The organism is Salicibibacter cibi (genome assembly GCF_016495865.1).
Taxonomy (GTDB): Bacteria; Bacillota; Bacilli; order Bacillales; family Marinococcaceae; genus Salicibibacter; species Salicibibacter cibi.
The window spans coordinates 1472689-1498336 of the sequence record NZ_CP054706.1; the positions used below are offsets into that span (position 1 = coordinate 1472689).

The 25648-nt window shown below is 46.2% G+C and carries 31 protein-coding genes; 26 read left to right on the forward strand and 5 right to left on the reverse strand.

What is annotated here, in order from left to right:
- The first annotated feature begins 15 nt into the window (after positions 1 to 15).
- The 3 genes from gcvPA (at position 16) to HUG20_RS07560 (ending at position 3652) form a co-directional block, all read left to right on the forward strand.
- The gene (gene gcvPA, locus HUG20_RS07550) at positions 16 to 1377 is read left to right on the forward strand and encodes an aminomethyl-transferring glycine dehydrogenase subunit GcvPA (RefSeq protein ID WP_200089726.1); all 1362 of its coding nucleotides are present in this window, start codon (positions 16 to 18) and stop codon (positions 1375 to 1377) included.
- 24 nt (positions 1378 to 1401) lie between these two features.
- Positions 1402 to 2862, forward strand: a complete 1461-nt coding sequence (gene gcvPB / locus HUG20_RS07555) for an aminomethyl-transferring glycine dehydrogenase subunit GcvPB (protein WP_200089728.1) — start codon at positions 1402 to 1404, stop codon at positions 2860 to 2862.
- A gap of 250 nt (positions 2863 to 3112) precedes the next feature.
- The gene (locus HUG20_RS07560; protein ID WP_200089730.1) at positions 3113 to 3652 is read left to right on the forward strand and encodes a hypothetical protein; all 540 of its coding nucleotides are present in this window, start codon (positions 3113 to 3115) and stop codon (positions 3650 to 3652) included.
- Positions 3653 to 4133: 481 nt separating this feature from the next.
- Here the strand turns inward: HUG20_RS07560 and HUG20_RS07565 are convergent, their stop codons facing one another.
- Positions 4134 to 4535, reverse strand: coding sequence for a rhodanese-like domain-containing protein (locus HUG20_RS07565; protein WP_200089731.1), 402 nt, complete (start codon positions 4533 to 4535; stop codon positions 4134 to 4136).
- 137 nt (positions 4536 to 4672) lie between these two features.
- Here HUG20_RS07565 and HUG20_RS07570 point away from each other — a divergent pair, with 137 nt between their 5' ends.
- Entirely contained in the window at positions 4673 to 5509 is an 837-nt protein-coding gene (locus HUG20_RS07570; protein WP_200089733.1) for a lipoate--protein ligase family protein, read from the forward strand.
- A gap of 19 nt (positions 5510 to 5528) precedes the next feature.
- Here HUG20_RS07570 and dat read toward each other — a convergent pair whose 3' ends face one another.
- Entirely contained in the window at positions 5529 to 6386 is an 858-nt protein-coding gene (gene dat, locus HUG20_RS07575) for a D-amino-acid transaminase (RefSeq protein ID WP_200089735.1), read from the reverse strand.
- 301 nt (positions 6387 to 6687) lie between these two features.
- Here dat and mntR point away from each other — a divergent pair, with 301 nt between their 5' ends.
- Entirely contained in the window at positions 6688 to 7104 is a 417-nt protein-coding gene (mntR, locus tag HUG20_RS07580; protein ID WP_200089738.1) for a transcriptional regulator MntR, read from the forward strand.
- 41 nt (positions 7105 to 7145) lie between these two features.
- Here the strand turns inward: mntR and ytvI are convergent, their stop codons facing one another.
- Positions 7146 to 8234, reverse strand: a complete 1089-nt coding sequence (gene ytvI / locus HUG20_RS07585) for a sporulation integral membrane protein YtvI (RefSeq protein ID WP_246476570.1) — start codon at positions 8232 to 8234, stop codon at positions 7146 to 7148.
- A 558-nt stretch (positions 8235 to 8792) separates the two neighbouring features.
- Between ytvI and HUG20_RS07590 the strand changes: the two genes are divergently transcribed.
- The 3 genes from HUG20_RS07590 (at position 8793) to HUG20_RS07600 (ending at position 10702) form a co-directional block, all read left to right on the forward strand.
- Positions 8793 to 8999: a hypothetical protein gene (locus HUG20_RS07590; protein ID WP_200089740.1), complete on the forward strand. Its 207-nt coding sequence runs from the start codon at positions 8793 to 8795 to the stop codon at positions 8997 to 8999.
- 114 nt (positions 9000 to 9113) lie between these two features.
- Positions 9114 to 9617, forward strand: coding sequence for a spore coat protein (locus HUG20_RS07595; RefSeq protein WP_200089743.1), 504 nt, complete (start codon positions 9114 to 9116; stop codon positions 9615 to 9617).
- Positions 9618 to 9817: 200 nt separating this feature from the next.
- Complete coding sequence (locus HUG20_RS07600; protein ID WP_200089745.1) at positions 9818 to 10702, forward strand: patatin-like phospholipase family protein; 885 nt, start codon at positions 9818 to 9820, stop codon at positions 10700 to 10702.
- Positions 10703 to 10795: 93 nt separating this feature from the next.
- Here HUG20_RS07600 and HUG20_RS07605 read toward each other — a convergent pair whose 3' ends face one another.
- Positions 10796 to 11101 (reverse strand): SA1362 family protein, encoded by a 306-nt coding sequence (locus HUG20_RS07605; protein ID WP_200089747.1) that lies wholly within the window; start codon positions 11099 to 11101, stop codon positions 10796 to 10798.
- A gap of 19 nt (positions 11102 to 11120) precedes the next feature.
- Positions 11121 to 12074 carry a DUF1385 domain-containing protein gene (locus tag HUG20_RS07610; protein WP_246476571.1) on the reverse strand — a complete coding sequence of 318 codons (954 nt, stop codon included), beginning with the start codon at positions 12072 to 12074 and terminating at the stop codon, positions 11121 to 11123.
- Between the two features lie 135 nt (positions 12075 to 12209).
- Here HUG20_RS07610 and HUG20_RS07615 point away from each other — a divergent pair, with 135 nt between their 5' ends.
- From HUG20_RS07615 to HUG20_RS07700, 18 genes are all read left to right on the forward strand, one after another.
- Positions 12210 to 12698 (forward strand): YqhR family membrane protein, encoded by a 489-nt coding sequence (locus tag HUG20_RS07615; protein WP_200089749.1) that lies wholly within the window; start codon positions 12210 to 12212, stop codon positions 12696 to 12698.
- Positions 12699 to 12764: 66 nt separating this feature from the next.
- Positions 12765 to 13832, forward strand: coding sequence for a M24 family metallopeptidase (locus HUG20_RS07620; protein WP_200089750.1), 1068 nt, complete (start codon positions 12765 to 12767; stop codon positions 13830 to 13832).
- A 15-nt stretch (positions 13833 to 13847) separates the two neighbouring features.
- The gene (efp, locus tag HUG20_RS07625; RefSeq protein ID WP_200089751.1) at positions 13848 to 14405 is read left to right on the forward strand and encodes an elongation factor P; all 558 of its coding nucleotides are present in this window, start codon (positions 13848 to 13850) and stop codon (positions 14403 to 14405) included.
- Positions 14406 to 14844: 439 nt separating this feature from the next.
- Positions 14845 to 15768 (forward strand): stage III sporulation protein AA, encoded by a 924-nt coding sequence (gene spoIIIAA / locus HUG20_RS07630; RefSeq protein WP_200089752.1) that lies wholly within the window; start codon positions 14845 to 14847, stop codon positions 15766 to 15768.
- Positions 15765 to 16277 (forward strand): stage III sporulation protein SpoIIIAB, encoded by a 513-nt coding sequence (gene spoIIIAB / locus HUG20_RS07635; RefSeq protein ID WP_200089753.1) that lies wholly within the window; start codon positions 15765 to 15767, stop codon positions 16275 to 16277. The genes spoIIIAA and spoIIIAB overlap by 4 nt, the downstream gene beginning before the upstream one ends.
- Positions 16278 to 16308: 31 nt before the next feature.
- On the forward strand, positions 16309 to 16515 hold the full coding sequence (gene spoIIIAC / locus HUG20_RS07640; RefSeq protein ID WP_114370173.1) for a stage III sporulation protein AC: 207 nt from the start codon (positions 16309 to 16311) through the stop codon (positions 16513 to 16515).
- Between the two features lie 4 nt (positions 16516 to 16519).
- Complete coding sequence (gene spoIIIAD / locus HUG20_RS07645) at positions 16520 to 16915, forward strand: stage III sporulation protein AD (protein WP_142086441.1); 396 nt, start codon at positions 16520 to 16522, stop codon at positions 16913 to 16915.
- Positions 16916 to 16929: 14 nt separating this feature from the next.
- The gene (gene spoIIIAE, locus HUG20_RS07650) at positions 16930 to 18159 is read left to right on the forward strand and encodes a stage III sporulation protein AE (RefSeq protein WP_200089756.1); all 1230 of its coding nucleotides are present in this window, start codon (positions 16930 to 16932) and stop codon (positions 18157 to 18159) included.
- Between the two features lie 27 nt (positions 18160 to 18186).
- The gene (spoIIIAF, locus tag HUG20_RS07655) at positions 18187 to 18780 is read left to right on the forward strand and encodes a stage III sporulation protein AF (RefSeq protein ID WP_281392561.1); all 594 of its coding nucleotides are present in this window, start codon (positions 18187 to 18189) and stop codon (positions 18778 to 18780) included.
- Positions 18773 to 19432, forward strand: coding sequence for a stage III sporulation protein AG (gene spoIIIAG / locus HUG20_RS07660; RefSeq protein ID WP_200089766.1), 660 nt, complete (start codon positions 18773 to 18775; stop codon positions 19430 to 19432). The genes spoIIIAF and spoIIIAG overlap by 8 nt, the downstream gene beginning before the upstream one ends.
- Positions 19433 to 19448: 16 nt before the next feature.
- Entirely contained in the window at positions 19449 to 20213 is a 765-nt protein-coding gene (locus tag HUG20_RS07665; RefSeq protein WP_200089768.1) for a SpoIIIAH-like family protein, read from the forward strand.
- A gap of 325 nt (positions 20214 to 20538) precedes the next feature.
- Positions 20539 to 20967: a hypothetical protein gene (locus HUG20_RS07670; RefSeq protein WP_246476572.1), complete on the forward strand. Its 429-nt coding sequence runs from the start codon at positions 20539 to 20541 to the stop codon at positions 20965 to 20967.
- A gap of 14 nt (positions 20968 to 20981) precedes the next feature.
- On the forward strand, positions 20982 to 21395 hold the full coding sequence (locus tag HUG20_RS07675; protein ID WP_200089770.1) for an Asp23/Gls24 family envelope stress response protein: 414 nt from the start codon (positions 20982 to 20984) through the stop codon (positions 21393 to 21395).
- A 31-nt stretch (positions 21396 to 21426) separates the two neighbouring features.
- Positions 21427 to 21855: a transcription antitermination factor NusB gene (gene nusB, locus HUG20_RS07680; RefSeq protein ID WP_200089772.1), complete on the forward strand. Its 429-nt coding sequence runs from the start codon at positions 21427 to 21429 to the stop codon at positions 21853 to 21855.
- Positions 21836 to 22693, forward strand: coding sequence for a bifunctional methylenetetrahydrofolate dehydrogenase/methenyltetrahydrofolate cyclohydrolase FolD (gene folD, locus HUG20_RS07685; protein ID WP_200089774.1), 858 nt, complete (start codon positions 21836 to 21838; stop codon positions 22691 to 22693). The genes nusB and folD overlap by 20 nt, the downstream gene beginning before the upstream one ends.
- Entirely contained in the window at positions 22683 to 24062 is a 1380-nt protein-coding gene (gene xseA / locus HUG20_RS07690; protein WP_246476573.1) for an exodeoxyribonuclease VII large subunit, read from the forward strand. The genes folD and xseA overlap by 11 nt, the downstream gene beginning before the upstream one ends.
- Entirely contained in the window at positions 24052 to 24309 is a 258-nt protein-coding gene (gene xseB / locus HUG20_RS07695) for an exodeoxyribonuclease VII small subunit (protein WP_281392534.1), read from the forward strand. Before xseA ends, xseB begins: the two co-directional genes overlap by 11 nt.
- 153 nt (positions 24310 to 24462) lie before the next feature.
- Positions 24463 to 25356 (forward strand): polyprenyl synthetase family protein, encoded by an 894-nt coding sequence (locus HUG20_RS07700; protein WP_425504111.1) that lies wholly within the window; start codon positions 24463 to 24465, stop codon positions 25354 to 25356.
- The last annotated feature ends 292 nt before the right edge of the window (positions 25357 to 25648 follow it).

Below are 25648 nucleotides of genomic sequence, written 5' to 3' on the forward strand. Positions count from 1 at the left end.
CTGGAGGGATTCAAGATGGAAAAAACCCATCGCTATCTACCGATGACAAAAAATGATCGCCGGGAAATGTTGGAGACGGTGGGAGCGAGTGACGTTCCCGAATTATTTTCCGATATACCGGACAACGTCCGTTCCCGGTCGGAATTGAACATACGACAGGCTTTGTCGGAGCGAGCACTTGTCGAGCATTTCCAATCGTTGGCTTCTAAAAATGAAGCGGTGAAAGATTACCCTTCCTTTCTCGGTGCCGGCGTATATGACCATCATATCCCGTCGACGGTGGACGCGGTCATTTCACGATCCGAATTTTACACGGCATATACGCCGTATCAACCTGAAATTTCGCAAGGAGAATTGCAAGCGATTTTTGAGTTTCAAAGCATGATTGCAACCCTCACCGGCATGGAAATTGCGAATTCATCGATGTACGATGGCCACACCGCCCTTGCCGAAGGAGCATTGATGGCCGCCACCCAGAAGAGAATGAAAAAGCAGACGATATTGATCTCCGAAACCGTGCATCCGGAAGCAAGAGACGTGGTGCAAACGTTTGTGAACGGTCCGAGGCTTACCTTGAATACGATCCCAAGCAATGCAGGAAAAACAGATGTCCAATCGTTAAAAGATATGCTTCATGATGATGTTGCCGGTGTTGTTGTGCAGTATCCGAACTTTTACGGAACGATCGAAGATTTGAAAGCACTTCGTGAAGCGGCAGATGCCGTGGATGCGTTGCTGATCGTAAAAAGCAACCCGCTTGCGCTCGGTGTCCTCGCTCCACCCGGTGAATTTGGAGCGGATATCGTCGTAGGCGACACCCAACCGTTTGGCATTATGGGGCAGTACGGCGGTCCGCACTGCGGTTATTTTGCCACGAAAAAAGCTTTTATGAGAAAGGTGCCGGGCCGACTTGTCGGTGAATCGGTCGATGAAGAAGGGCAACGCGGATATGTGTTAACGCTCCAAGCACGCGAGCAGCATATTCGACGGGACAAAGCCACCTCTAATATATGTTCCAACCAAGCATTAAACGCACTCGCTTCGTCGGTAGCCTTGGCTGCATTCGGGAAACATGGCATTAAAGACATGGCTGTGCAAAATATGCAAAAGGCCCATTACGCAAAAACGTCTTTGCAGGCCGCCGGCTTTAGCCTCGTGTATGACGGTCCGCATTTTAACGAATTTGTCATCGACGTTGGTTCTTCGGTAAAAGACGTAAATCAAGCGTTATTTTCCAAGGGAATGATCGGCGGATTGGACTTGGGTCGCTTTAATGGGGAACAAGATCATCACATGCTCGTTTGCGTGACGGAACTGCGCACGAAAGCGGAAATCGATCAGTTTGTGGAAGCGTTAAAAGAAACGGCAACCCAATAAGACGGAAAGGAAGTGACATCCCTTATGAAAAGGAAAGGACAAGCGCTCATCTTTGAATTAAGCAGAGAAGGCCGCAGCGGAGCATCGTTGCCTGAAAATGACGTTCCGGAGGTCGATGTGGAAGCGTTATTACCGGATGATTATGTGCGAAAAACGGAACCTGAACTTCCGGAAGTGTCGGAGCTACAGCTGATGCGCCATTACACGGCACTGTCAAAACGAAATTTCGGTGTGGATTCCGGCTTTTATCCACTCGGTTCCTGCACGATGAAATATAATCCGAAAATCAATGAAGTGATCGCCCGGATGCCGGGCCTTGCCCACCTTCATCCTTATCAGCCGGAATCGCACGTGCAAGGGGCACTGCAATTAATGCACGAGTTGCAGGAGTCGCTCGCTGCGATCACCGGCATGAAAGAAGTTACGTTACAATCGGCAGCCGGTGCCCACGGGGAATGGACCGGGCTCATGATGATTCGCTCCTTCCATGAAGCGAACGGAGATTTTAACCGTACGAAAGTGATCGTCCCGGACTCTGCGCACGGTACGAATCCGGCTTCGGCAAGTGTGGCTGGCTTTGACCCGGTGACGGTTAAGACGGATGAACGAGGACTCGTTGATATGGACCATTTGCGGGAAGTGACCGGTGAGGATACAGCAGCATTAATGCTTACGAATCCGAATACGCTCGGACTCTTTGAAGAAGACATTGCGGAAATGGCTGAAATCGTTCACGGCGCGGGCGGCAAGTTATATTACGACGGTGCCAATTCCAACGCGATTTTAGGAAAAGCAACGGCAGGAGACATGGGCTTTGACGTCGTTCACATGAATTTGCATAAAACGTTTACCGGCCCGCATGGCGGTGGCGGCCCGGGAAGCGGCCCCGTCGGCGTGAAAACGGAACTTGTTCCATATTTGCCCCGGCCATTGCTTGTGAAAGAAGACGGGCAGTATAAATGGGATTATGACCGTCCGAAGTCTATTGGGCGCATTAAACCGTTCTATGGCAATTACGGCATTAATGTCCGTGCCTATGCGTATATCCGTTCCATGGGGCCGGACGGCCTGCGCCAAGTATCTGAAGACGCCGTTTTAAATGCCAACTATTTAAGAAAACGGCTGGAACCTTATTACGATATTCCTTACCCGCAATATTGCAAGCATGAGTTTGTTTTATCGGCAAAACGGCAAAAGAAACTGGGTGTGCGCGCGCTTGATATCGCCAAGCGTTTGCTCGATTACGGGATGCATCCACCAACGATCTATTTTCCGCTCAATGTGGAAGAGTGTATGATGATCGAACCTACCGAAACGGAAGCGAAAGAAACGCTCGATGAGTTTGCGGACGCAATGATCGCGATTGCCAAAGAAGCAGAGGAAGATCCGGATCTTGTACTGGAGGCGCCGCATGAAACGGTTATTTCTCGGCTTGACGAAACACAGGCCGCGAGAAAGCCGGTATTGACATATTTGGATCAATAGTTAGAAACGGCTCATCATCCTATGGTGGGCCGTTTTTTAAAGGAAACATTTTTAATGGGCGAAGGCTATTGGGAATAAATGTAATCCTGTTTATAAAAAAGATGTGCCGCTTTTATACCATTGGATGTAGTTTGGGTAGTTCGTCTTAAGGGTATTTTTATAGTAAAAAGCGGTATAATTCTTTTTGTGATCGTGTGATCTATCAGTGCTTAGTTTTAATTACATAAAGGAAGGGAAGACGCTGTGTTTTATGTCCATCACTTATAAATTCCCATTTGCATTAAAGCCAACAACTCCATCACATGTTTATTTAGGGCCTAACTTGGCTGCAGAAATGACGAGGTATTTTGGTAGTAGTCCTAGTAACCAAGTTCAAATGAGGCAGAAACAAAAATATGTAAATTTTATGATTAAGGATTATCTGAATAGCAGAGAATATATGATTAACCAAGACTACGGTGGCTTTTTTAAAAAACAGGGATGGGGAGTTTATGACGAAAAGGATAGGAAAGTTGCTCATCTGAAAGTGGAATACTCTATGTTACGTCTTAGGCTTGTTGTCCAATGGGGAAATACTCAAATAAGGATTAAGTTTAAACTTTTTCCTAATGAAGCAGAAATTGAACAGAAAATAGACGGAGAATATATAAACGTTGGTTCAACAATTGTTTCACATGTCTTTGGCAGGCAAATTGAAGTAGATCGAGATGCAGCGGATAAAACCGAATTGGAATTTGGACAATTTATGGCTATCATTCATACAGGGTGGTGTTGTTCTGGGAAATTATAAAGTAAAGCTCATCAGGGGTTATAGAAGGGGAAATTTCGCGATTGTCCACCCTTTTTTGGAGGATCCATTACCGCTAGGTGCCTGCGCCGGCGGTTTATCTACATGTATAATTGCGGGTTAGGACCCGAACAGCAGTTAAAACCGGGATGAAGGGTCACTAACCGAGTAATTAGCACCCGAACAGAGGCAAAGACATGCTCGAAGGGTCACTAATCAGGCAATTAACACCCGAATAGCCGAGGGGATCGGTTAAAGGGTCACTAACCGTATTATTGGTGTCCGGTCAGTGGTGAAAATCAATGACACGAAGCAACGCTGATCGTAACTAAACATAATGTAAACCTCTCCATTGGTGGAATGATGCGCGTTTAGATCCATCTCTTTTCAAAATGCAGGCTTTTTTAATAAACAATAAATACATTATGTTAACATGATGTATTTGGAAACCCTTAGCAAGTAAAACAACAAGGGTTTCCAAACTCTATTTCTTCTTTTTCTTTATTTTGCCTGTCCATTTTTTAAATCCGTTTTTCAAATAGTGAAGGTTATCGTTGCCGGTTTTTTTCTTTAGAATGCGTGCGGCTTGGCGGCTTTTCGCGCCTGAATTGTCATAAAGATAGACTTGTTGGTCTTTGCGCACTTCCTGCAGGCGCTGTTTGAGTTGTGACATGGGGATGTTCCGTGCGCCCCATATGTGGCCGCCATCATAGTCCTTCGGTTCACGCACATCGATCAATTGCGCTTTTCTGTACCCTTGGATAAATTCATCTTGGGTAAGTGGTGTGAGGTATGAAGGCGTTCGTAAACGGCGTATAAGCATTGTAGCGGCGAAAACAATGAGCCCGCCCCAAAGAATGAATGATAAGATCTCCAAAAAATCCATCTAAATTGCTCCTCCTTTTCGTTCCCCTTCATATTATAAGAAACTTACTGCCGAGACGCAAAACAATATCCTTATTATTTTTTATGTACGGCTGAATTTGATAAACTAATAAGAGAACAGAAGGGCGTGAATACAATATGGAAAAAGAAAAATGGTTGTTCATCGACTCCGGAGCTTGTTCTCCTTCGTATAATATGGCTTTGGATGAAATGCTTTTACATTGGCATAGCGAGGGGCTTATTCCGCCGGTGATTCGATTTTATGAATGGAATCCGGCCACGCTTTCCATCGGCTATTTTCAAAAGATACATAAAGAAATCGACCTGGAAGCGGTGGAGCGGCATGGACTGGGGTTGGTGAGGCGTCCCACGGGCGGTCGAGGCGTTTTGCATGATAAGGAATTAACGTACAGCGTGATCGTGTCCGAAGATCACCCGTACATGCCCGCGACTGTTACCGAGGCCTATCGCGTAATTTCGACAGGGCTTTTGGAAGGGTTTAAAGCCTTGGGATTGGATGCTTCCTTTTCGGTCCCCTCATCCGAAAGCGCGCGGGAGGAACTGAAACAACCGAGGTCTGCCGTGTGTTTTGATGCGCCTTCCTGGTATGAGATGGTTGTCGAAGGGCGTAAAATTTCAGGCAGTGCCCAAACGCGCCAGAAGGGCGTGATTATGCAGCATGGCGTCCTCTTGATCGACTTGGATACAGAACAGCTTTTTGATGTCTTTTTGTATCCGAGTGAACGCGTGCGCAGACGAATGCAAAAAGCGTTTGCGGAGAAAGCCGTGCCCATCAATGACTTAACGAATGAAAAATTGGACGTTGACGATATACGATCGGCTTTTACGAAAGGCTTTGAACGCGGTTTGGAGATTAACTTATCCCGTTACACCTTAACGCCCGCACAGGAAAAAGATGTGCGGGCGCTGGCTAAATCACGTTATGAAAATGAGGAATGGACGTACCGTCGATAGGGACTTTTCAGTGTGCCCATCACTCCCCGCTTCGAGTTCTTTCGATATCTGCTTGCAGCGCTTTTTGCAATTGCGCCGTAATTGGACCAATGTTCAGCATCCCGTGTCGGGTTCCTCGCCATTCTATGATTGGCGTAATTTCATTAATGGTGCTTGTGATGAAGGCTTCATCGGCTTCGAGTAATTCCGCGGTTGTAAACGGGGTAAATGAAACGGGCAGCCCTTGTTCTTCCGCTAAATCGGCGACGATTTGACGGGTGATGCCATTTAAGATCAGGTTGTCGGCAGGATGCGTTTGCAAACGTCCATCTTTGACGATAAATAAGTTGGACGAAGAACCTTCCGTGATCGTGTCCCCCCGGTGTTGAATCGCTTCCGAGCAGTCATGGTCGGCTGCTTGCCGTTTCGCCAACACATTGCCGAGCAGGTTTACGGTTTTGATATCACAACGCAACCAACGGATGTCTTCGGTTAAATAAACCGCTATCCCTTGTTCTTGTTGGTTTACAGGGGTTTCCATCTCTTTTGTGAAAGCAAAAATAAACGGATCAATATGCCGCTCATACAAGTGATCACGGGCAGCAGCCCCACGTGACAATTGAATGTAGACATAGCCGTCATGGGTAAGGTCATTCGTATCGATTAATTCAGTCACTCTTTTTTTTAACGTTTGCTTCTCTTTAATGGAGTAAGGGATGTCCAATTCATCCGCACTTCTTTGCAGTCGTTGCAAATGCATCTCCAACTTATAAGGGTGCCCACTGTAAACGCGAATCACTTCATAAACGCCATCGCCAAAATACATGCTACGGTCATCGAATGAAAAGAGAGCGTTCTCGCGATCAATCATTTTGTCATTAAAAAGGACTTTTTCCATGTACACCATCCCTTTCTCACCAACGTTAGTGAAGAAATTTATTTTTCTCCCGGTGGTAAACAACCGCTATTCCGGAGGCCAGACATCGGATGCCGGAAAGCAGACGAAAGTTATTTCCCGGACAATCCTTTGCTTCTTCGATTTATCATGCATCTGGCCTCTGAAGTCCGCTTCCCGAAAGTTTTCCTTTATAATAACATTTTTTCGAAGGGATTCGCGAGCCCTTTGTTGCCGCTTGTCATCGATTTATGTACAATAGAATATATCACAGCTATCGATATGCAGATTTGGAGGGGCTTAAATGGCGACGGCCAGTATGGAAGATTATTTGGAGCGTATTTATCAATTAATAGAAGAAAAAGGATATGCTCGCGTTTCCGATATTGCGGACACACTTGAGGTTCATCCATCTTCAGTGACGAAAATGGTTCAAAAACTGGATAAAAGCGGCTACCTCGTTTATGAAAAATATCGAGGTTTGGTACTCACCGCAAAAGGAAATAAAATCGGCAAACGTTTGGTTTACCGGCACGAATTGCTCGAAGATTTTTTACATATGATCGGTGTTGATGAGAGCTATATTTACCGAGATGTTGAAGGCATTGAACACCATCTCAGCTGGGACTCGATTGATCGAATTGGGGATCTCGTTCAGTATTTTCAAGAGGATGAAAATCGATTGAAAGCATTGCAGGAACATCACAAAAACCCGGAATGAACCAATAAATGTCGAAAACAAGAAAAGCGAGACGCCCTTCATCAGGGTTGGTCTCGCTTTTCTTCTTCCTCTGTCATTTTCAACTCGAACAATCCGGATTCTTTCGCTGATTTAAACGCCATATACACGAATGGTCCAAGAATCAATCCCATCACGCCGAAAAATACAAAGCCGAAATACATGGAAAGAATCGTTGGCAGCGCATGAAGACCGATGGAATCTCCAAGTACTTTCGGTTCCACAATACGGCGAATGACAAGCAAAATGATAGCCAAAACCGTTAATTGAATCCCCATCGTCATATCCCCGATGATCATTGCGAAGATGCCCCATGGCACTAATATCAAGGCAGGGCCGACATAGAGAGGAATAATATCAACGAGCCAAACGAGAAGGGAAACAATTAATGCCGGCCCGGGTGCGATGTAGAGCAAACTTAGATAAGAAAGAATGAAGATCCCCAGGCTCATAATAAATTGAGCTTTCCACCAGCCGAGAAAAACACTCCCCATCCGCTGAAAAACGTAACGTAGTTTATCGGAGGTTTCCCTTTTAAACATATTGAAGAAATTGCCCAATAACCTCGGCAAGTCCAAGCTGAACAAAAACAAGGTAATTAAATAGACGAGACCGATAATGAGCATGTTCGGGACGGACATGATGATCTCGTATAAATAGGCAACAAAGTTGGTAGACCAGTTCAGTGCCGTGTTAATCGCATTGTTGGCTAATTCATCTACCGCACGCACAATTTGCGGTCCTTGGGGGAACTCAGCAATGAATTGATCGAATGCTTGAATAAGCTCATCTATAACCAGTTCGATCTCATTTATGTATGCCGGGATTTGCCTGGACCAATCAATCAAACTTTCAATTAAGTAGGTCAACATGATGTAGATCAAAAAAGTGCTTACGATGAGAAAAACGGTGAAAACAATGGAAACGGAGAGAAGGCGTTTGCGAATGTTTAACTTTTTCATTAAAAAACGAACAAAGGGTTCAAAAATCATCGCCGTCAGCAACGCGAGCATCACCGGCATAAAGGCAGACAGGTTAAAATAGACGAATAGTCCAACGAGGATGAGCGCAATAATGATTAATATTCGTTTAACGAGTGGTTTGTTTATCAATGACAACCTCCAGGGAAAATGATGTGGCTTCGTACTCGACCGTGCTTTATTATAACAAACTTAACATATAAACGTAGTTGATTGAAAAAACCATTGAAAAAAATTAGCTCTTCACCTGCTGCGGAAAAACACTACGCTTTCCCACGGGAGTCTCCGTTTTTCCCTCCGCTAGTGCAGAACAGCTGAAATAAGTGGTCATAACTGTAAAGGGCGCTTTGGACGTATACAGTGTCTTGGCAATCTATTGTTTGATATATGGGGTAAGTCGATGAGCAATGGTGGGAGCGGGGAAATTCACCAATATGCACTAGCTAGTTTTCATTACCACTTTTATTCATATATTGTCCCTTTAAAAAGGTTCGAGCCCCATCAGAGGCACAACAAAGTTTCAGCCATTAATTATGGTGTTGACTCAAAAAAATTCGCAGCGTTATTAACCCGATGATTCATACAGTGATATAGAGGCCTATTTCTCCATGTCCCTCCTCATCTCCCCAAACGAATCGTGGTCCGGTGACATATATTGTGGAGAATCTTGATTTTGAGGGAGGGATCTGTATGGATATGCAAAAGCTGATGAATGTAATGGTAGAACGAGTGCTGGCAAAACGCAATATTACAAAAGAATCCGTAGATATGACGGAGGAAGAAAAAGCGCGTATTCGCGAAGTTGTGGAAAGCATTCAGGAAGAAGTAAACGACTTTTTAGAAAACCAAACGACAACCGTAACGGATGAAGAAGCGGACGAGAACAACGGCTCATAACGATTTGCTAAGGTTTCAAATAAAAATCAACGAATGAACATGGCGTTCTGTCCACGCAAATGACAGGTGAGTGTCATATCGTGTAGTAGACTTTCAAAAAGGAGGGAAAATCATATGTCCATCCATTTAGGGCAACACCGAGGCCGAAGCTGCTATGATCCAAAACCGTATCAGGATGATCAAAAATGGAGCGCGTTGTGCGATGACCGGGGGAAGCATCCCATGGCGTGCCCCGCAGAAGGTGATGAAGGCATCACACAAGAGGCCCCCCAATCCAATAAAGAGGTGCAAGTGTCGGAAGATTTTATGCTGATTAAAGATTCTTGTGATGTTAATGTTACCACTACGGACGTTCAAGCTGCCGTCAATTTGCAAGCAGCTCTGCAAGCCGCGATTGTATTGGTGGTCCGAATCTCGCTAGCCGGTTCGGATGATGCTGAAGACGTCACACAAGAACTCTTCCAAACATCGAAAATCAAACAAAGAACATCGCAAAAGACCATTGTTGAGAATTCCCGTGATGTGAATGTGACTTCTACAGATGTGCAAGTGGCGCTTAACATCCAACTCTTGTTGCAAATATTAGTCGCCCTTGTTGTTACCTTAGATATTCTCTAGGATATGCAGGTAAATGCCCGATTGGAACTTTTTTAACTTTAAAAAAGCACTCGGGACACCTAAAATGAATTCAGAATTCGCTATGCCGGACTTTGTGCGTTTGGCATAGCTTTTTTTAATACGGTTGGGGTTTCCATCGGACAACACGCAAAATCCGACGGTTCGCATAGGCTAGATGTGTAGAGGCAGGTGATTGAAACGTGTTCATTGACGGTGTATTTGCGGGTGGAGGTGTAAAAGGTTTCGCCTTTATTGGTGCTTTGGAGGAACTCGAAAAACGAAATTATCGCTTTAAACGTATCGCTGGCACGAGTGCCGGGGCCTTGGTTGCCAGCTTAATTATGGCCGGGTATACGAGCGAGGAATTAAACGACATGATGGAAGAATTGAATCCGCAAACCTTATTGGATCCGACCCCTTGGACGCAACACTTTCCGTTGTTGCTGAAATGGCTCGGTGTCTATTGGGGGCTGGGTTTATATAAAGGCAATCGTTTGGAAGAGTGGGTCGGAGAAAAATTGGCAGCGAAAGGCATTCGCACATTTAACGACTTGCCGTCAAAATCGCTGCGGATTGTGGCTTCGGATTTAACGAGGGGGCAATTGCTCGTTATCCCTGATGATCTGCATGTGTACGGGATCATTCCCGAGACGTTCCCAATCGCGCGAGCGGTGCGAATGAGTTGTAGCTTGCCGTATTTTTTCCAGCCGGTAAAACTTTTCGATAAAAACGGGGAAGCGGCAATCATTGTAGATGGCGGAATTTTAAGCAATTTTCCCATGTGGCTTTTTCGGAAAGAAGAGCGGGTGAAGCGTCCCCTCCTTGGTTTTCAGTTGAATCCCGAGCCCGATGACATGAAAAATACGATTAACAATGCACTGGAACTGTACAGTTCCGTGTTTGAGACGATGCAAAAAGGCCATGATGCCCGTTATGTTGAAAAACATAAGCAAGAAAATGTCGTTTTTATCCCCGTGAATCGTATAAAAACAACTTCCTTTTCCCTCACAAAAGAAGATCGAAAGCGACTCATTCAACTCGGGAGGGATGCAACACAAAAGTATTTAAAAAGCTGGAGCGGGTAATAAAGAAACACGCGAGACTAGTCTCAACTTTATTACCTGCATAAGTGCGACTAAGGCTTTTCGCCACAAAAGCTTGGCGAAAAGCCAAGTTTTCTAACGATTGCCGTCGATCACTTTTAAATGGTTTTTCTTTTTTTTGTTCTTTTTTTTCGCAGATTCTTTTTGTTTTTGCCGTTGCTTGCTCTGTTTTAACGCCTTGCGATAATTGCTGTCCATGCCGCTTCTTTGCCTCGGCAATACCAGACGCGTTAATAAAAGAAAGAGACCGGCGGCTATCAATGCGGTAATGACGAGACCAAGGAAAAAACCGCCCGGATTGGTGGTGAGCCGGTAAATAAGCCCGAGCACCGCCAATCCCAAAATCACGATGATCACCGGATTCCGGATAACATTAGCCATACATTCACCTCCGTGCTGATTAGACGATACGACCCCCAACCTTTTCCTCCTCTTCCAGTGTCTTTTCACGTTCCAGCATTTTTTCAAACGAAGCGATAGAGACTTCGACTTGATCGTCTTTTGGCTGTTTGGTCGTTAAGAGTTGCAACCATAAACCGGGCAAGCCTAGCCATTTCAATACGGGTATGTTTCTCAATTTGTTCGTTCCTTGCAGCACTTCATAGGAAACGCCCAATACAACGGGGATAAGCAGGAGACGATGGACCACCCGTTCAATGATATTGTCAAAAGGGATAAGCAAGTAGATCATCACACCGATAATGACAGTGAAAAGCATGAAGCTGCTGCCACAGCGATAATGGAGCCGGGAGTGTTCCTGAACATTTTCAACGGTTAACGGTTTTCCCGCTTCATACGTGTTGATCACTTTGTGTTCGGCCCCGTGATATTGAAAAACACGTTTGATTAACGGCAAAAATGTAATCAGGTAAATGTAGCCGACGAGAATGAGAAATTTAAAGAAACCTTCGAGCAAGTTCTGGCCTACGTGCCCCGGAAAAATAGGGGAAAACAATTCCGCGATAAAAACAGGGATCGCGGTAAACAGAATGTTGCCAAACAGAAAGGCAAATACGCCTACAGCGGCAACGCCGAAGATCATGGCCATTTTTGAAGTTTTTTCCGTCGATTCGATCTCTCCATCGTCATCAGGATGGACGTCCAAGCGGTCGGATGCAAAATTTAGATGCTTATTGCCAACCGAAGCGGCTTCAATTAAGGCGACGGTTCCTCTTACAAATGGGATTTTTTTAAGCTTTTGGAGTACAGGGCGACTAACTTTTCGTTCTTCGTAATACTCAATCGCATTATTTTTTCTGCGAATGGCGGAAACGGTAATTCGCTTACCGGCAAACATTACGCCTTCGATGATTGCTTGTCCGCCATACGCAGGCTTTTGGGATTGTTGACTCAAGACGCTCACCAGCCTATTCAGGAGTATCGCCCCCCATTTTACATGAAAGACCCTTCAACCTCCATCTTTTCGCAAAAAGAATTGTTAAGCATGATTCTATCGATGAACGATCATACTAAGCGATGAGGTGATCACATGAGCGAAAATCGCAATGAACCTAAAGGGATGTCCTTTGCATTGAAAGTGTTGCTTACAGGCCTTTTCGGTGGCTTATTATGGGGATCGATTTGGTATGTCGCTTACTTTTTCAATTTTACCGATGTGGGCCCTTCGCTCTTTTGGATGGCTTGGTCACTGGGTGATTGGGAAGATCAGATGGTTGGCCAATGGACGGCCGTCGGCATTTTTACGCTCTTGTCTATCGGTGTTGCGTTTTTCTATCGGTATGTTTTTGCCCGTATAAAAGGAATGTGGATGGGCTTTTTTTTCGGGGTGATTTTATGGATCCTCGTATTTTTCGTTGCCAACCCCTTATTTGTTGATTTGGACCCACTGCTCGAAATGGAAGGAATTACGATTGTTACGACCCTTTGCCTATTTATTATGTATGGCCTTTTTATCGGGTACTCCATTTCCTACGAATACGAGTTGTTGCAATTTGAGCGAAAGTACGGTAGCAATTAAATCGCAGTGTTAACAAATATATGCTAAAATGGGGGATGTTGATCGTTAGCAAAAGGAGGAAAAACAATGAACCGTCTCGAGCTGGTTCGTATGCAATTGGAACAGGAAGGCATTGACGGGCTTTTGGTGGAAAGTCCGACAAACCGAAGGTATATAACGAATTTTACGGGAACGGCAGGTGCTGCACTAATTACCTCCCGTGAAGCTTTCTTTGTCACCGACTTTCGTTACGTGGAACAAGCGAAAAATCAATGCGAAGGTTTTACGGTCGTTCAGCATGAAAACGGGCTGAGCAAAGAAATAAATAAGCTACTGGAAACCCAAAAAATAACTTCCGTCGGATTTGAAAAAGCGTACACGACGTATGAGAAATATGATACGTATCAAGAGGCATTTCACGCGGAGCTGGTTCCGGTTGCCGGCATCATTGAAAATCTTCGCTTGTTTAAAAATGAGGATGAATTAAAAACGATGCAAAAAGCGGCGGAAATCGCTGATGCGGCCTTTGACCATATTGTTACGTACATAAAGCCCGGTGTTCGTGAACGTGAGATTGCCAACGAACTTGAATTTTATATGCGCAATCTCGGAGCGGTATCTTCATCATTCGACATCATCGTCGCTTCCGGTGAGCGCGGTGCACGCCCGCACGGGGTCGCGAGCAACAAACAGATCGAAAATGGCGACATGATCACGATGGATTTTGGCGCTTATTATGAAGGGTATTGTTCCGATACTACCCGAACCGTGGCCGTTGGGGAACCGAGTGATGAATTGCAACATGTCTATGATACGGTTTTAAAGGCGCAACTCAAAAGTTTGGAACACATTAAAGCCGGCATGACGGGAGCGGAAGCCGATAGAATAGCCCGAGATTACATCTATGCCGAAGGGTATGAAGGCTATTTCGGACATGGGCTTGGCCATGGTCTCGGAATGGACGTTCACGAAGAACCCCGTTTGTCGCCGAAAGGAAATTTGCAATTGGAACCCGGGATGGTCGTCACCGTTGAACCGGGAATCTACCTCCCGGGCAAGGGAGGCGTCCGGATCGAAGATGACATCGTCATTACCGAAGATGGAAATAAACGCTTAACGTTAGCGGAAAAAACATTGAAAAAGATTGAGTCATAAAAGGGAGAGGAAGAAATGGTATCGGTAAATGATTTCAGCACCGGCTTAACAATAGAAGTCGACAACGATATTTGGACCGTCGTTGACTTTCAGCATGTAAAACCGGGAAAAGGAGCAGCGTTTGTCCGCTCCAAACTCCGTAGCTTGCGTACGGGAAACATCCAAGAGAAAACATTTCGGGCCGGCGAGAAAGTCAACCGGGCACATATTGAAAAAAACCGCATGCAATATTTGTACGCAGATGGCGACAGCCACGCGTTCATGAACATGGAAACGTTTGAACAAATCGAGCTCTCTGGCGAGCAGCTCAAATATGAACTTAATTTTTTAAAAGACAACATGGAAGTACAAATGATTTCCTATGAAAACGAAACGCTTGGCATTGAGCTCCCGAACACCGTTGAATTGACGGTGATTGAAACAGAGCCCGGCATTAAAGGAAATACGGTGTCCGGCGGATCAAAACCGGCAAAACTCGAAACAGGGTACACCGTGCAAGTGCCGTTGTTTATCAACGAAGGCGAGACGCTACTCATCGACACCCGCAAAGGGGAGTATTCGCAAAGAGCCTAGCGCAGAGTAGCTAGACCGGCGAGAAGAAAGACTCCGATGAGGGGTCTTTCTTTTAGTGCTTCATAAAGCCCGAAAGCATGGAACAAGCGAAGATATGGTCTCCATGGGCACTTCGCTATGACTGCTTTCAGCGGAAACTTGAACTGCATCTTAAAATTTCACGTACCGAAATAATATCATCATCTACCATCACAACAAACCGCGGCGATCGATGAAGAATCTTTCGCATGAACCCGGCTAATCTTTCATAAACATGTACAACAGAAGTGCTCCATTGCCAAGGGGGTAAAGGCGATAAGTGATGGATGAACAACTCAACAACTCCAACCGATGGTTCTAATAAAGAGCTAGTATCATACATTGTACAAGCAGACTCCCATGTGGTTTTTAATGGAAATCGATGATGATCCCTTAAGTTGATAGATGGGGGTGGCGAAAAATGCCTTACACGCGAAAGGAGAGCACCATCGTTTCAAAACAAACGATTGTTGCGCTTATTCCCAAGCGATTCAAAGAAAATATTAGCGCTGCGTTACGATCGAATGATTTAGAAGAAATTCGTTTGCGCGTGAACCGCCCGCCTGAACTTGTTTATCGAAATGACGCTTATTTTATAGGTGCTGAAATGCTGACAAAGCATGATGCAGAATTTGTCATGAATCAATTAAGCCAACATTCCGTATACGCCTTTGAAGAAGAATTGCGCAATGGTTTTCTCACGTTGGCCGGAGGTCATCGAGTAGGACTAGGCGGAGAGACAATCGTAGAAGCAGGAATGGTGAAAACATTAAAACATGTGCGTTCCTTTAATATACGGATCACACGGGAGATGAACGGCGTTGCCGGTCGTTATTTGACGGAGTTGTTTCGCGAGAAATGGCGGAATGTTTTAATTGTTGGGCCGCCTCAGTCAGGAAAAACAACGCTTTTGCGGGATATTGCGCGTACAGCCAGCTACGGCCATCAAGCAAAACAAATTCCTCCGCGAAAAGTGGCTATCGCTGATGAGCGTTCGGAAATTGCAGCTGCATTCGAAGGAGTACCGCAACATGATCTCGGGCCACGGACCGATGTGTTGGATCGTTGTCCGAAAGCAGAAGGAATGATGATGCTCGTCAGAGCGATGAGCCCCGACCTTCTTATCGTTGATGAAATCGGAAATGAACGCGATAAATCCGCGTTGCGGGAAGCGATGAACGCCGGAGTTTCCGTTATTTGCAGCGCTCATGGGCGCACGATTGAAGATATGGAAGACCGGCACCTCCTTCGAACATCGTCCGGTCGTCCGCTTTTTGACCGCTTGCTGCTCCTCGATGAAGACAAACGCGGAAAGATCATCATGCCAAGGAAGGTGAGAGCGTGAGGTGGATCGGCGCCTTTTTCGTCTTGGCTTCCCTAACGGCTGTCGGGTTTGAATGGTCTCGGCGGCTGTCCGGACGTTCGCGACAAATCCGCCAGTTTACGACTGCTTTACAAATGTTAGAAGCGGAAGTGATGTATGGCCATACACCGCTCCCGGTTATATCCCGAAAGCTGGAAAAGACACTGGAGCCGCCACTTTCCCGGTTTTTTGCCACCTTTGCGCACTTTTTGGAGACAGAAAGCACGGATGTGAAGGAGGCTTGGGATCGAAGCCTTGAATGGCATTGGCCATCAACCGCTTTACGCCACAAAGAAAAAGAAGCGCTTTTACAATTCGGGCAAACGCTTGGCCGGCACGGACGTGAAGAGCAGCGTAAATATATTCAACTCACACTTGCCCATTTGCGGGCCGAGGAATTTGAAGCAATTGAAGAACAACGAAAATATGAAAAAATGGCGAAATCATTAGGTTTTCTCGGAGGGTTACTCGCCATCATTGTCATGATTTGAGCATAAGGGCGCTTCGAAGGGGGGAAATGCGGTGGGATATGATGTGGACACGATTTTTCAAATTGCCGGAATTGGCATCGTCGTTGCCATGATTCACACTGTTTTAAAGCAAATGGGCAAAGAGGACTGGGCACAATGGGTAACGTTGATCGGGTTTGTGGTGGTGCTTTACATGGTCGCTACCATTGTGGACGACCTGTTCCAAAGAATCCGCGGCATCTTTCTTTTCATAGGGTAGTCCAATGTCCGCAGAAATGATTCAAATCGTTGGAATCGGCTTGATTTCTGTATTTCTGGCAATGATCATCAAAGAGCAAAAGCCGGCATTTGCTTTTTTGTTAACGCTATTTGTCGGTGCAATGATTTTTCTGTTTTTGCTCGATCATATCGTGACCGCATTTCAACTGATTGAAACATTGGCAAATGAAGCAAACATCAACATGGTTTACCTTGAGACGATGCTGAAAATTATCGGAATTGCTTACATTGCCGAATTTGGGGCGCAAATTGCCAGGGATGCGGATCAAGGCGCAATTGCACAAAAAATAGAGCTTGCCGGGAAGGTTTTGATCGTTGTGATGGCGATCCCCATTTTTAACGTTTTGATAGAAACGGTCATTTCCTTGATTCCGGGGTGAAAGAGTGGGTTGATATGAAAAAGCAATGGGCAATTTTGTTTTTGATCGCCATCTTGTTAAGTGTTCCCTTCGTGGTATCGGCAGAAGAGGATGGCGAATTGGAACAGGGATTGCCCATCGAAGATGAAGAAGAAGTCCCTTCGGCAGAAGAAATGCTCGATGAACAAATGGACGAGCAGATGGACAGGCTTGGTCTCTCGGAGATCGAAACGTTCTGGGAAGATATTCGCACGGAATACGAGTCGTTTTTGCCGGAAAGCCAACGCGGAGAATTGAGCGATTTCATTCAGGGAGAGCGGCAGTTCAATCCTGCTGATTGGGGACAAGCTTTTGTTCGCTTTATTTTCCATGAAATTACCTCGAATTTGGCGTTGCTTGGCACTTTGCTGCTATTGACCGTTTTCACGATGGTTTTGCGAGCCTTACAAAATGCATTCGAACATGCAGCCATCAGCAAAATTGCCTACAGTGTAACGTTTACGGTGCTCATCATTATTGCAATGAACAGTTTCTATGTAGCCATGTCTTACGCACAAGAAGCCGTGCAAAGCATGGTGAGTTTCTTGATTGCCCTGTTGCCGATGCTTCTGTCTCTGTTGGCCATCACCGGTGCCGCAACATCTGCTGCCCTGTTTCATCCGTTAATCATCGTCCTCGTGAATACGAGCGGGTTGTTAATCGATCGTCTCGTTCTGCCTTTATTATTCGTATCGGCACTTTTGAGCGTCATCAGCACGATGAGTGAAAAATTTCAATTATCGAAACTGGCTGGTCTTATTCGCAATGCAGCGATGGCGATACTAGGTGCTTTTTTAACGGTATTTCTGGCAGCGATTTCCGTTCAGGGGGCAACAGCAGCCGTTACCGATGGGATCACGGTGCGGACGGCAAAATATATCGCCGGAAACTTCGTGCCGGTCGTCGGCCGTATGTTCACGGATGCGACCGATACCGTGATTGGAGCGTCCTTGCTATTAAAAAATACAGTCGGGGTTGCTGGGCTGGCGATTCTTTTTGTCATTATTGCCTTTCCGGCGCTTAAAATTCTTGCCCTAGCGATTATTTTCCAATTATCCGCAGCCGTTATGCAACCACTTGGAGGCGGTCCGCTCGCAACGTGTCTAAGTTTATTTGCAAAAACCGTTTTGTTTATGTTTGCGGCCGTGGCCGTCGTTAGTTTAATGTTTTTTCTCGCGATCACAATTATTATCACATCCGGAAACTTGTCGCTAATGGTGAGGTGAGGGACAATCGCCTATTTTAATGAATGGATAACGACGTTAATCGTTTTTTTGCTCATTGCCGTCATTCTTGAATTATTGTTGCCTACATCAACGATGAAACGGTATGCGGATTTGATCCTCGGTTTAATTATGATGATTTTAATTTTGCAGCCGGTGTTTGATTTGCTGAACAGGGAACCGGAGACATGGTTCGATTGGGGGGATTTTCAAGTGACGGAAGGTGTCGATGAAATGGAGATTGCTATTGATGAGAAGAAAAGTGAAATACAAGCCAGCCATGATGCATATATTTCAGAACAAGTAGGTGCTCGTCTTGACAGTGAGGCTGAACAGGTCCTGGAAGAGGATTTCGATCTTGGCATAAAAGAAATTTCAGTTTCCTCTGATGCCGAGCTGGAAGTAGCTTTGGTTGTCGGAGAAATAGACGAGCAGGAAACTGAAACGGTTTCCGTTCAACCTGTTGAAGAAATATCCACGGACCGTACAACCGAAACTGCTGATTCCCCACGACGAGGAGAAGACCGTGAGACCGAGGAGGTGCGTGCACGTCTTGCTGAAGTATGGCAAATCGATGAAGAGCGTATTGACGTCAGCCTGGAGGAGGAGAGGCTGAATGAGTGAAGAAAAAAACCCATTATTCTCCAAGTGGTTTCCGTCCGCCGATGGTCCCCGTAAATTTCGTTGGTATTATTTAGGTGGCTTGCTTGTCGTTGGCATCCTATTTATGTTTTTGGGCACGAGCGGAGGTGATGAAGAGGAACAGCCCGGCGGCTCCCCTTCCTCCTCAACCGGGATGAATGAGGAGCGGGAGGAAGCGGACGTTCCAGGTAATGATACAGGGGGAAACGATGATCAGCAGCACCCCCTTGGAGATATTTCGGAGCTTGAGCATGCATATGCCAATCAATTGGAAGGGGCGCTCGAATCGATGAGCGGATTATCCGGCGTTGACATCGTTGTGAATTTGGAAGCCTCGGAAAGCAAAGTGTATGAAAAAGACACGACCAGCCGAGAACAAATAACGGACGAGACTGATACGGAAGGTGGCACTCGCACGTTGGAGGAAGGAACGGACGAAGAAACACTCGTCCTTGTCCAAGAAGGAGATTCGGAACAACCTTTGCTCATTCGTACGGAGAAACCGGACGTCACCGGGGTTCTCGTCGTTGCCGAAGGTGTAGATGATCTTGATCGTAAAGAATCCGTGATCGAGGCTGTCACCCGTACTCTGGATGTCCCTGCCCATCGCGTATCTGTATTGCCTAAACAGTAAAGAAAGGATGAGTGATTTGGTTTTGAAAAAACAAACGGTTTGGCTGTTGACGATGCTAAGTTTAGTTGCGGTTCTCGGTGTTTACTTCTTCACACCGGATGGCCCGGCGGAGCACGAAACGGACCTTGTCAGTGATGAGGAAGCGTCTTTGGAAGAATTTGAAGGCGACCTATGGGAACAATTTTTGGAAGAAAATCCTGACAGCGCCGTCGTTGTAGAAGAATGGGAAGAAGACGGCGAATCTGAAGAAAGTACGGAAGAAGCGCCTGCCGGGGGAGAGGAAGACGGCGAATCTGAAGAAAGCACAGAAGAAGCGCCTGCCAAGGGAGAGGAAGATGAGGAAACGCCGGCTGATGAAGATGCTCCATCCGAAGAAGAAACAAACGAAGATGCAGAAGTATCCGCAGACGCCTCGGATAGCAGCGACTGGTTCAGCGCCTTGCGAATTCAACGCGAGGAAAATCGTAGCGAGACGAGAGAACAGTACACGGATGTGTTAGCTTCAAGCGATACAACAACGGAAGAAAAAAATGAAGCGCAGGAAGAGCGGGAAAGGCTTCAATCAATTGCCGATCAAGAACATACGCTAGAGCAAACCATCCAATCCCAAGGCTATAACGATGTGATTGTCATGAGTGAAGCAGATGAAGTCAGAATTCTTGTTGAATCGGAAGAACTATCCAGAACCGAAGTCGTGGAAATTAACCGGATTGCCAGCGAGGAGCTGGGTGAACGCCCGGTTTCTGTAGGGTATCATTTTGATGAAAATGAAACAGGTTGACTTATTCGGGATCCGCCAGCGGGTCCTTTTTTTGGCAGTTTAGGTTTTCCAATGACGGTCCGCTCACGGTGAAAGGGTTCGCTATGACGGTTTTCCCGTTGCAAGAATCCACATTCAAAGGATGAAATGAATATCGCTACGTGCTATAATCAATCATATAAAGTGGAACTTCCATCTGAGGGGATTCATCCCTCATATTAAAAGTGTCACGTCCTGTGACAGTCGAAAAAGCTTTTTTTCGGGAAGCGAGGACTCATCTTCTAAGCTTCCGATGTCTAACCTCAGGAATTAACGCACCGTACTTAGTAAGGAGAGGTTCTTTTACATGGAATGGAATGATTTGACGGAAGGCGCCAAAGCCGTTTTGGAACAAACCCGCAATTTGAAAAATGACCATATACAAATTGTGGAATTTGAAATTGGGTATGAAGAAGAAGCCTCTGAAGACAATCCATACCCGGTATCGATTCAGGAAGACGACTATGAAAACCTTAAGAAGTTCACGAAAGAGAATGAGTACGATGATCATTACCATATGGCCAGAAATAAAAACATGGTAAAGATTATTTTGCTGGAAAATAATAAAATCCCGGATAATCTTTCGGAGTTTCCGGTGTTTCGCCAGTATCGAATGGATCGCTTGCGTGAAGAACGGGAAAGGCTTGCAGCTGAACGGGAAGCAGAAGAACAAGCTGAACAGGAAGGAGAAGAGCCGGCGGCCGAGGAAAACAAAGAAGATGCGGAACAATCCTAAGGGGGTAAGACAAAATGAGCGAATATCAAATGCTTGATATCGAGGAACAGGAAAATGATCTGGGCAAAGTGGAAATATCCCCGGAAGTGATTGAAGTGATTGCCGGGCTTGCCACATCCGAAGTGGAGGGCATTGCAGCTTTACGCGGGAATTTGGCGACGGGTGTTGCCGAACGTTTTGGGAAAAAAAACCATGGCAAAGGTGTAAAGGTAGAGCTCGGAGACGAGGGTGTCGTCATTGATGTTTCGATCGTTGCCTACTACGGAATATCTGTCCCCGACGTTGCCAACCAAGTGCAACGAAACATTCAACAGGCGTTGGAAACAATGACCTCCATCGCGATGGACAAGATTAATGTACACGTCGTGGGCATCTATTTCGAACAACCGGAAGAACAACAATGGCAATTGGAACAAACGGCCGATTAATGGATCCGAAGACAAGTCGAGGTATCAAGTTATGAACCGAAGATGGGCACGAATACGGGTAGTGCAGGCACTGTACCAAGTAGAAATGACCGGCATCGAATGGAAAGCGGCTCTCCAAGCCTCAATGGAAGATGAGGAAGAAGCAAATGATTATCTTTTTGACGTGATTCCCGGCGTCCTCGATGCGCTCCGGGAGATCGATGAACAAATTGCAAGGCAGCTGGAACATTGGGCTTTGGAGAGAGTGGGCAATGTTGATCGTGCCGTCATGCGTCTGGCAGTCTATGAAATGCAATATCGGGATGATATTCCAGTAAATGTAGCACTTAATGAAGCGATTAATACAGCGAAGGCATTTGGAGGGGATGAAGCAGGCAAATTTGTCAACGGAGTGTTATCGAACTTACGCAACGCGCGTGAATTGGAGGCAAAGAGCGAGAATGACAGCAAAGATCATTAGCGGCAAAGAGTTATCCAAACAATTGCGAGGCGAGTTAGCTGACGAAGTCCGGGAATTAAAGATGGTGCCATCGCTTGCAGTTATCCTGGTCGGGGATGATCCTGCTTCGCACAGCTACGTGCGAGGGAAGGAAAAGGCCTGCAAAGCAGCAGGTATTGACTCCATTGTAAAGCGTCATCCCTCGTCATTGCGCGAGGATGAATTGATGGCCGAAATCGATGCGTTCAATGAAGACAGCAGTGTCCACGGCATTCTCGTGCAGCTGCCGTTGCCGGAACATATATCCGAAAATGCCGTCATCGAAAGAATTGCCGTAAACAAAGATGTGGATGGTTTTCATCCGGTCAATGTCGGACGGTTAATGACAGGGAAAAAAGCATTTACGCCCTGCACGCCGCTGGGCATCATGAAGATGTTGGAAATTAGTGGCGTTGAGCTAAGAGGCAAGCGTGCGGTCGTCGTTGGCAGGAGCCAGCTCGTAGGCAGACCGGTTGGGCAACTTTTATTGAATGAAGATGCCACGGTGACCTATTGCCATTCGAAGACAAAAGATTTGGCGTCACATACAAGCCAAGCGGATATTCTCATCGCTGCTGCCGGACGCGCAGGCATGATCGGCGAAACCCATGTTAAAGAAGGTGCAGCCGTTATTGACGTCGGCGTGAACCGTGTGGAGAGCACAGGGAAGCTGACCGGTGATGTGCAATTTGAAGAAGTCAATGAAAAAGCAGGGTGGATTACTCCTGTCCCCGGCGGTGTAGGTCCGATGACGATTACCATGCTCTTACATAATACCGTGGAAGCTGCCCGAGGAACGATGTTCGATGATGAATCCTGATCAGCGTTATCTTTCCGTGACCCAACTGACGAGGCAAATCAAAGGATTAATTGACAAAAGCCCGCTTTTGAACGACGTTTTTTTACGGGGGGAAATCTCGAATTTTAAGCACCACAGCCGTGGCCATATGTATTTCACGATAAAAGATGAAAAGGCGCGAGTGTCGGCAGTCATGTTCGCCGGCAACAATCGCGCCTTGCGTTTTCGGCCCGAAAGCGGGATGAAGGTGCTCGTTCGCGGAAATGTATCTGTCTATGAGCCGTATGGACAATATCAGTTGTATGTGCGAATGATGGAACCGGATGGGATTGGGCAATTGTATCTCGCCTATGAACAATTGAAAAGAAAACTGGATTCGGAAGGATTGTTTCACGCCTCCAGAAAACAGCCGCTTCCCAATTTTCCGGCTCATATTGGGGTGGTCACTTCAAAGACCGGAGCCGTTATCCGCGACATTTACACAACCGTAAAGCGTAGGTATCCGCAAGCCTCCATTTCCCTCTATCCGGTCGCCGTTCAAGGCCCTGAAGCAGCTCCGGGTATCGTTCGAGCGTTAACGCAAGCGAACGAAGACGGCAATGATGTTTTAATTGCCGGCAGAGGAGGAGGGTCAATCGAGGATTTATGGGCATTCAACGATGAACAGGTTGTCCGTACAGTTTCTGCCTTAACAACCCCGATCATCTCCGCGGTCGGCCATGAAACGGATGTTACATTAATGGATTTTGTTGCAGATATACGGGCGGCTACACCGACAGCCGCAGCCGAGATCGCTGTTCCATCGCTCATCGAATGGCAAGAGAAAGTTGCCACTCAAAAAAATCGCTTACAACAAATCATGCAACAAATCGTTAATGCCCAAAAAGAGAAACTGGCCTATATGAAGAATTCTTATGCGTTTCGTTATCCGGAACAACTGCTCAAACAAAAGGAACAAGAACTCGATCGAAACCTCGACCAATTGCATCGCGCTATGCAAACGCGCATGCAAATGCAAAGGCAACAGGTGAATGAACAGCGCCGGCGTATTGCTTTGCTAAGGCCAACGCATCTGCTCGATCAGAAAAGGCAGCTGCTTGAAACGGATACGAAGCAATTGGAAGGAAATTTTCAGCGGTTGCTGACGGATAAGGCAAACCGCTATGAACGTTTATTGGAAAAACTGGCCCTTCTTAATCCAATGGAAACATTAAAACGGGGATATACCGTAACGTACCAGGATGAGCAGTTGGTAAAAACCGTTGATGTCGTTGATTTAGCAGATGAATTGCGCATTTATTTTCAAGATGGCTATGTGGAAGCAGAAGTTACCGGAAAAGGAACCGAAACATTTGTAACTGATAAGGGGGATGCAACCGGTGGAAGATGAAAGAAACGAAGAAACGGAAAAAAAGCAGACGTTTGAAGCAGACATGAAAAAACTTGAATATATTATCCAGCAACTCGAAGAAGGGGATGTCCCGTTGGAAAAAGCAATTGAGATGTATCAAACGGGAATGAAGCTATCCAAACGTTGCCATGACCAATTGCAGAGCGTCGAGAAGCAAATGGACCGCATTGTCAACGATACGGGAGAAAGCCTTCCGTTGGAATTGGAAGATCATCCGAGCAATTAGCGTTTTAAGTATTAAAAAGGAAGCCGAGCGTCTGCATAGACGTTTGCGGGATATGCTGTGAAAGGAGAGAAACAGACTTTTGCGTCCCCTCCCATTTTTTCTGTGGCCAAGGGTCAAAAAGTGGGCTTCCGCGCATTTGAATCTGGTTTTGGATTGACAAAAGAAAGACTCGACCAGCTGATTGAAACACACATTCCGCTTCTGGCGAAAACGATAAAGGCACACGTAGAAGCTTTAGAGGCGCCGCCCCGGTTAAAGGAAGCGATGCTTTACTCGTTAAGCACGGGGGGGAAACGGATTCGCCCACTCCTGCTGATTGCGGTTGCCGGCAGTTATAAGCCTGTCAATGGTGAAATGTATAAACTGGGAGCCGCCATTGAAATGGTGCACACGTACTCGCTTATCCATGATGATTTGCCGAGCATGGACAATGACGATATGAGGCGGGGCAAGCCGACCAACCATAAAGTATATGGGGAAGCGTTGGCGATCCTCGCCGGGGATGCACTTTTAACAGAGAGTTTTTCTTTGCTCGGAAACATAAATGAACAAGAACTGTCTCCCCGTGATGCCTTGTATTTAACCCGGCGCTTGACGGAAGCGAGTGGCGCAACCGGAATGGTCGGAGGTCAGATAGCTGATTTGGAAGCTGAGAACCGAGGGGTTACGCTCGCAGAGCTTGAATGGATCCATCGGCATAAAACCGCCGCCATGTTGAAGTTTGCCGCAGAAGCAGGTGGAGTGATCGGAGGAGCGCCACCGGAAGACATATCACTGCTTAGGCCATTCGCAGAGGAAGTAGGCATCGCTTTTCAAATTAAAGATGACATCCTCGATGTAGAGGGGAACGAATCGGCGATTGGAAAACCGGTGGGGAGTGACGAAAACAATGGCAAAAGCACTTACCCGAGTTTACTTTCCCTAAGCGAGGCAAAGCATAAATTACGCAACCATATGGAAAAGGCCGAGCATATGTTACGATCCCTTTCCGTACCCGCTCCCGATCTTTTTTCCGTCCTTTCCTATATTGAGGATAGGGATCGTTAAAATGATAATTATATCACGAATTCAGAAAGTGCTACCGTACAGGTAGCATTTTTGCTTTGTTAGAAGTAAAATAGAAGCATACATTGTTCCAGGACAAATTTCAAATGGTATAAAGTGAAACTTCCATCAGAGGGGCTTTTTCATCCTCTCGCTGATGGTTAGTTGAACGAATCGGGGCGTTAGTCGCTCGCGTTTCCGGAAGTCAGACATCGGAAGCCGGAAATCGGAAGACCATTCCTCACTGCCTGAAAAGGTCCTTTCCGACCTCTGGTCTCCGAAATCCGACCTCTGA

What these genes read in the sequence shown, in the direction of transcription:
- HUG20_RS07560 (WP_200089730.1), top strand. Translation starts at nt 3,113, where the DNA reads ATGTCCATCACTTATAAATTCCCATTTGCATTAAAGCCAACAACTCCA.
- gcvPA (WP_200089726.1), top strand. Translation starts at nt 16, where the DNA reads ATGGAAAAAACCCATCGCTATCTACCGATGACAAAAAATGATCGCCGG.
- efp (WP_200089751.1), top strand. Translation starts at nt 13,848, where the DNA reads ATGGTATCGGTAAATGATTTCAGCACCGGCTTAACAATAGAAGTCGAC.
- HUG20_RS07605 (WP_200089747.1), bottom strand. Translation starts at nt 11,101, where the DNA reads ATGGCTAATGTTATCCGGAATCCGGTGATCATCGTGATTTTGGGATTG.
- spoIIIAA (WP_200089752.1), top strand. Translation starts at nt 14,845, where the DNA reads ATGCCTTACACGCGAAAGGAGAGCACCATCGTTTCAAAACAAACGATT.
- dat (WP_200089735.1), bottom strand. Translation starts at nt 6,386, where the DNA reads ATGGAAAAAGTCCTTTTTAATGACAAAATGATTGATCGCGAGAACGCT.
- HUG20_RS07565 (WP_200089731.1), bottom strand. Translation starts at nt 4,535, where the DNA reads ATGGATTTTTTGGAGATCTTATCATTCATTCTTTGGGGCGGGCTCATT.
- HUG20_RS07570 (WP_200089733.1), top strand. Translation starts at nt 4,673, where the DNA reads ATGGAAAAAGAAAAATGGTTGTTCATCGACTCCGGAGCTTGTTCTCCT.
- folD (WP_200089774.1), top strand. Translation starts at nt 21,836, where the DNA reads ATGACAGCAAAGATCATTAGCGGCAAAGAGTTATCCAAACAATTGCGA.
- spoIIIAE (WP_200089756.1), top strand. Translation starts at nt 16,930, where the DNA reads ATGAAAAAGCAATGGGCAATTTTGTTTTTGATCGCCATCTTGTTAAGT.
- gcvPB (WP_200089728.1), top strand. Translation starts at nt 1,402, where the DNA reads ATGAAAAGGAAAGGACAAGCGCTCATCTTTGAATTAAGCAGAGAAGGC.
- HUG20_RS07615 (WP_200089749.1), top strand. Translation starts at nt 12,210, where the DNA reads ATGAGCGAAAATCGCAATGAACCTAAAGGGATGTCCTTTGCATTGAAA.
- mntR (WP_200089738.1), top strand. Translation starts at nt 6,688, where the DNA reads ATGGCGACGGCCAGTATGGAAGATTATTTGGAGCGTATTTATCAATTA.
- xseA (WP_246476573.1), top strand. Translation starts at nt 22,683, where the DNA reads ATGAATCCTGATCAGCGTTATCTTTCCGTGACCCAACTGACGAGGCAA.
- nusB (WP_200089772.1), top strand. Translation starts at nt 21,427, where the DNA reads ATGAACCGAAGATGGGCACGAATACGGGTAGTGCAGGCACTGTACCAA.
- HUG20_RS07670 (WP_246476572.1), top strand. Translation starts at nt 20,539, where the DNA reads ATGGAATGGAATGATTTGACGGAAGGCGCCAAAGCCGTTTTGGAACAA.
- spoIIIAG (WP_200089766.1), top strand. Translation starts at nt 18,773, where the DNA reads ATGAGTGAAGAAAAAAACCCATTATTCTCCAAGTGGTTTCCGTCCGCC.
- HUG20_RS07595 (WP_200089743.1), top strand. Translation starts at nt 9,114, where the DNA reads ATGTCCATCCATTTAGGGCAACACCGAGGCCGAAGCTGCTATGATCCA.
- spoIIIAD (WP_142086441.1), top strand. Translation starts at nt 16,520, where the DNA reads ATGTCCGCAGAAATGATTCAAATCGTTGGAATCGGCTTGATTTCTGTA.
- HUG20_RS07675 (WP_200089770.1), top strand. Translation starts at nt 20,982, where the DNA reads ATGAGCGAATATCAAATGCTTGATATCGAGGAACAGGAAAATGATCTG.
- HUG20_RS07590 (WP_200089740.1), top strand. Translation starts at nt 8,793, where the DNA reads ATGGATATGCAAAAGCTGATGAATGTAATGGTAGAACGAGTGCTGGCA.
- HUG20_RS07620 (WP_200089750.1), top strand. Translation starts at nt 12,765, where the DNA reads ATGAACCGTCTCGAGCTGGTTCGTATGCAATTGGAACAGGAAGGCATT.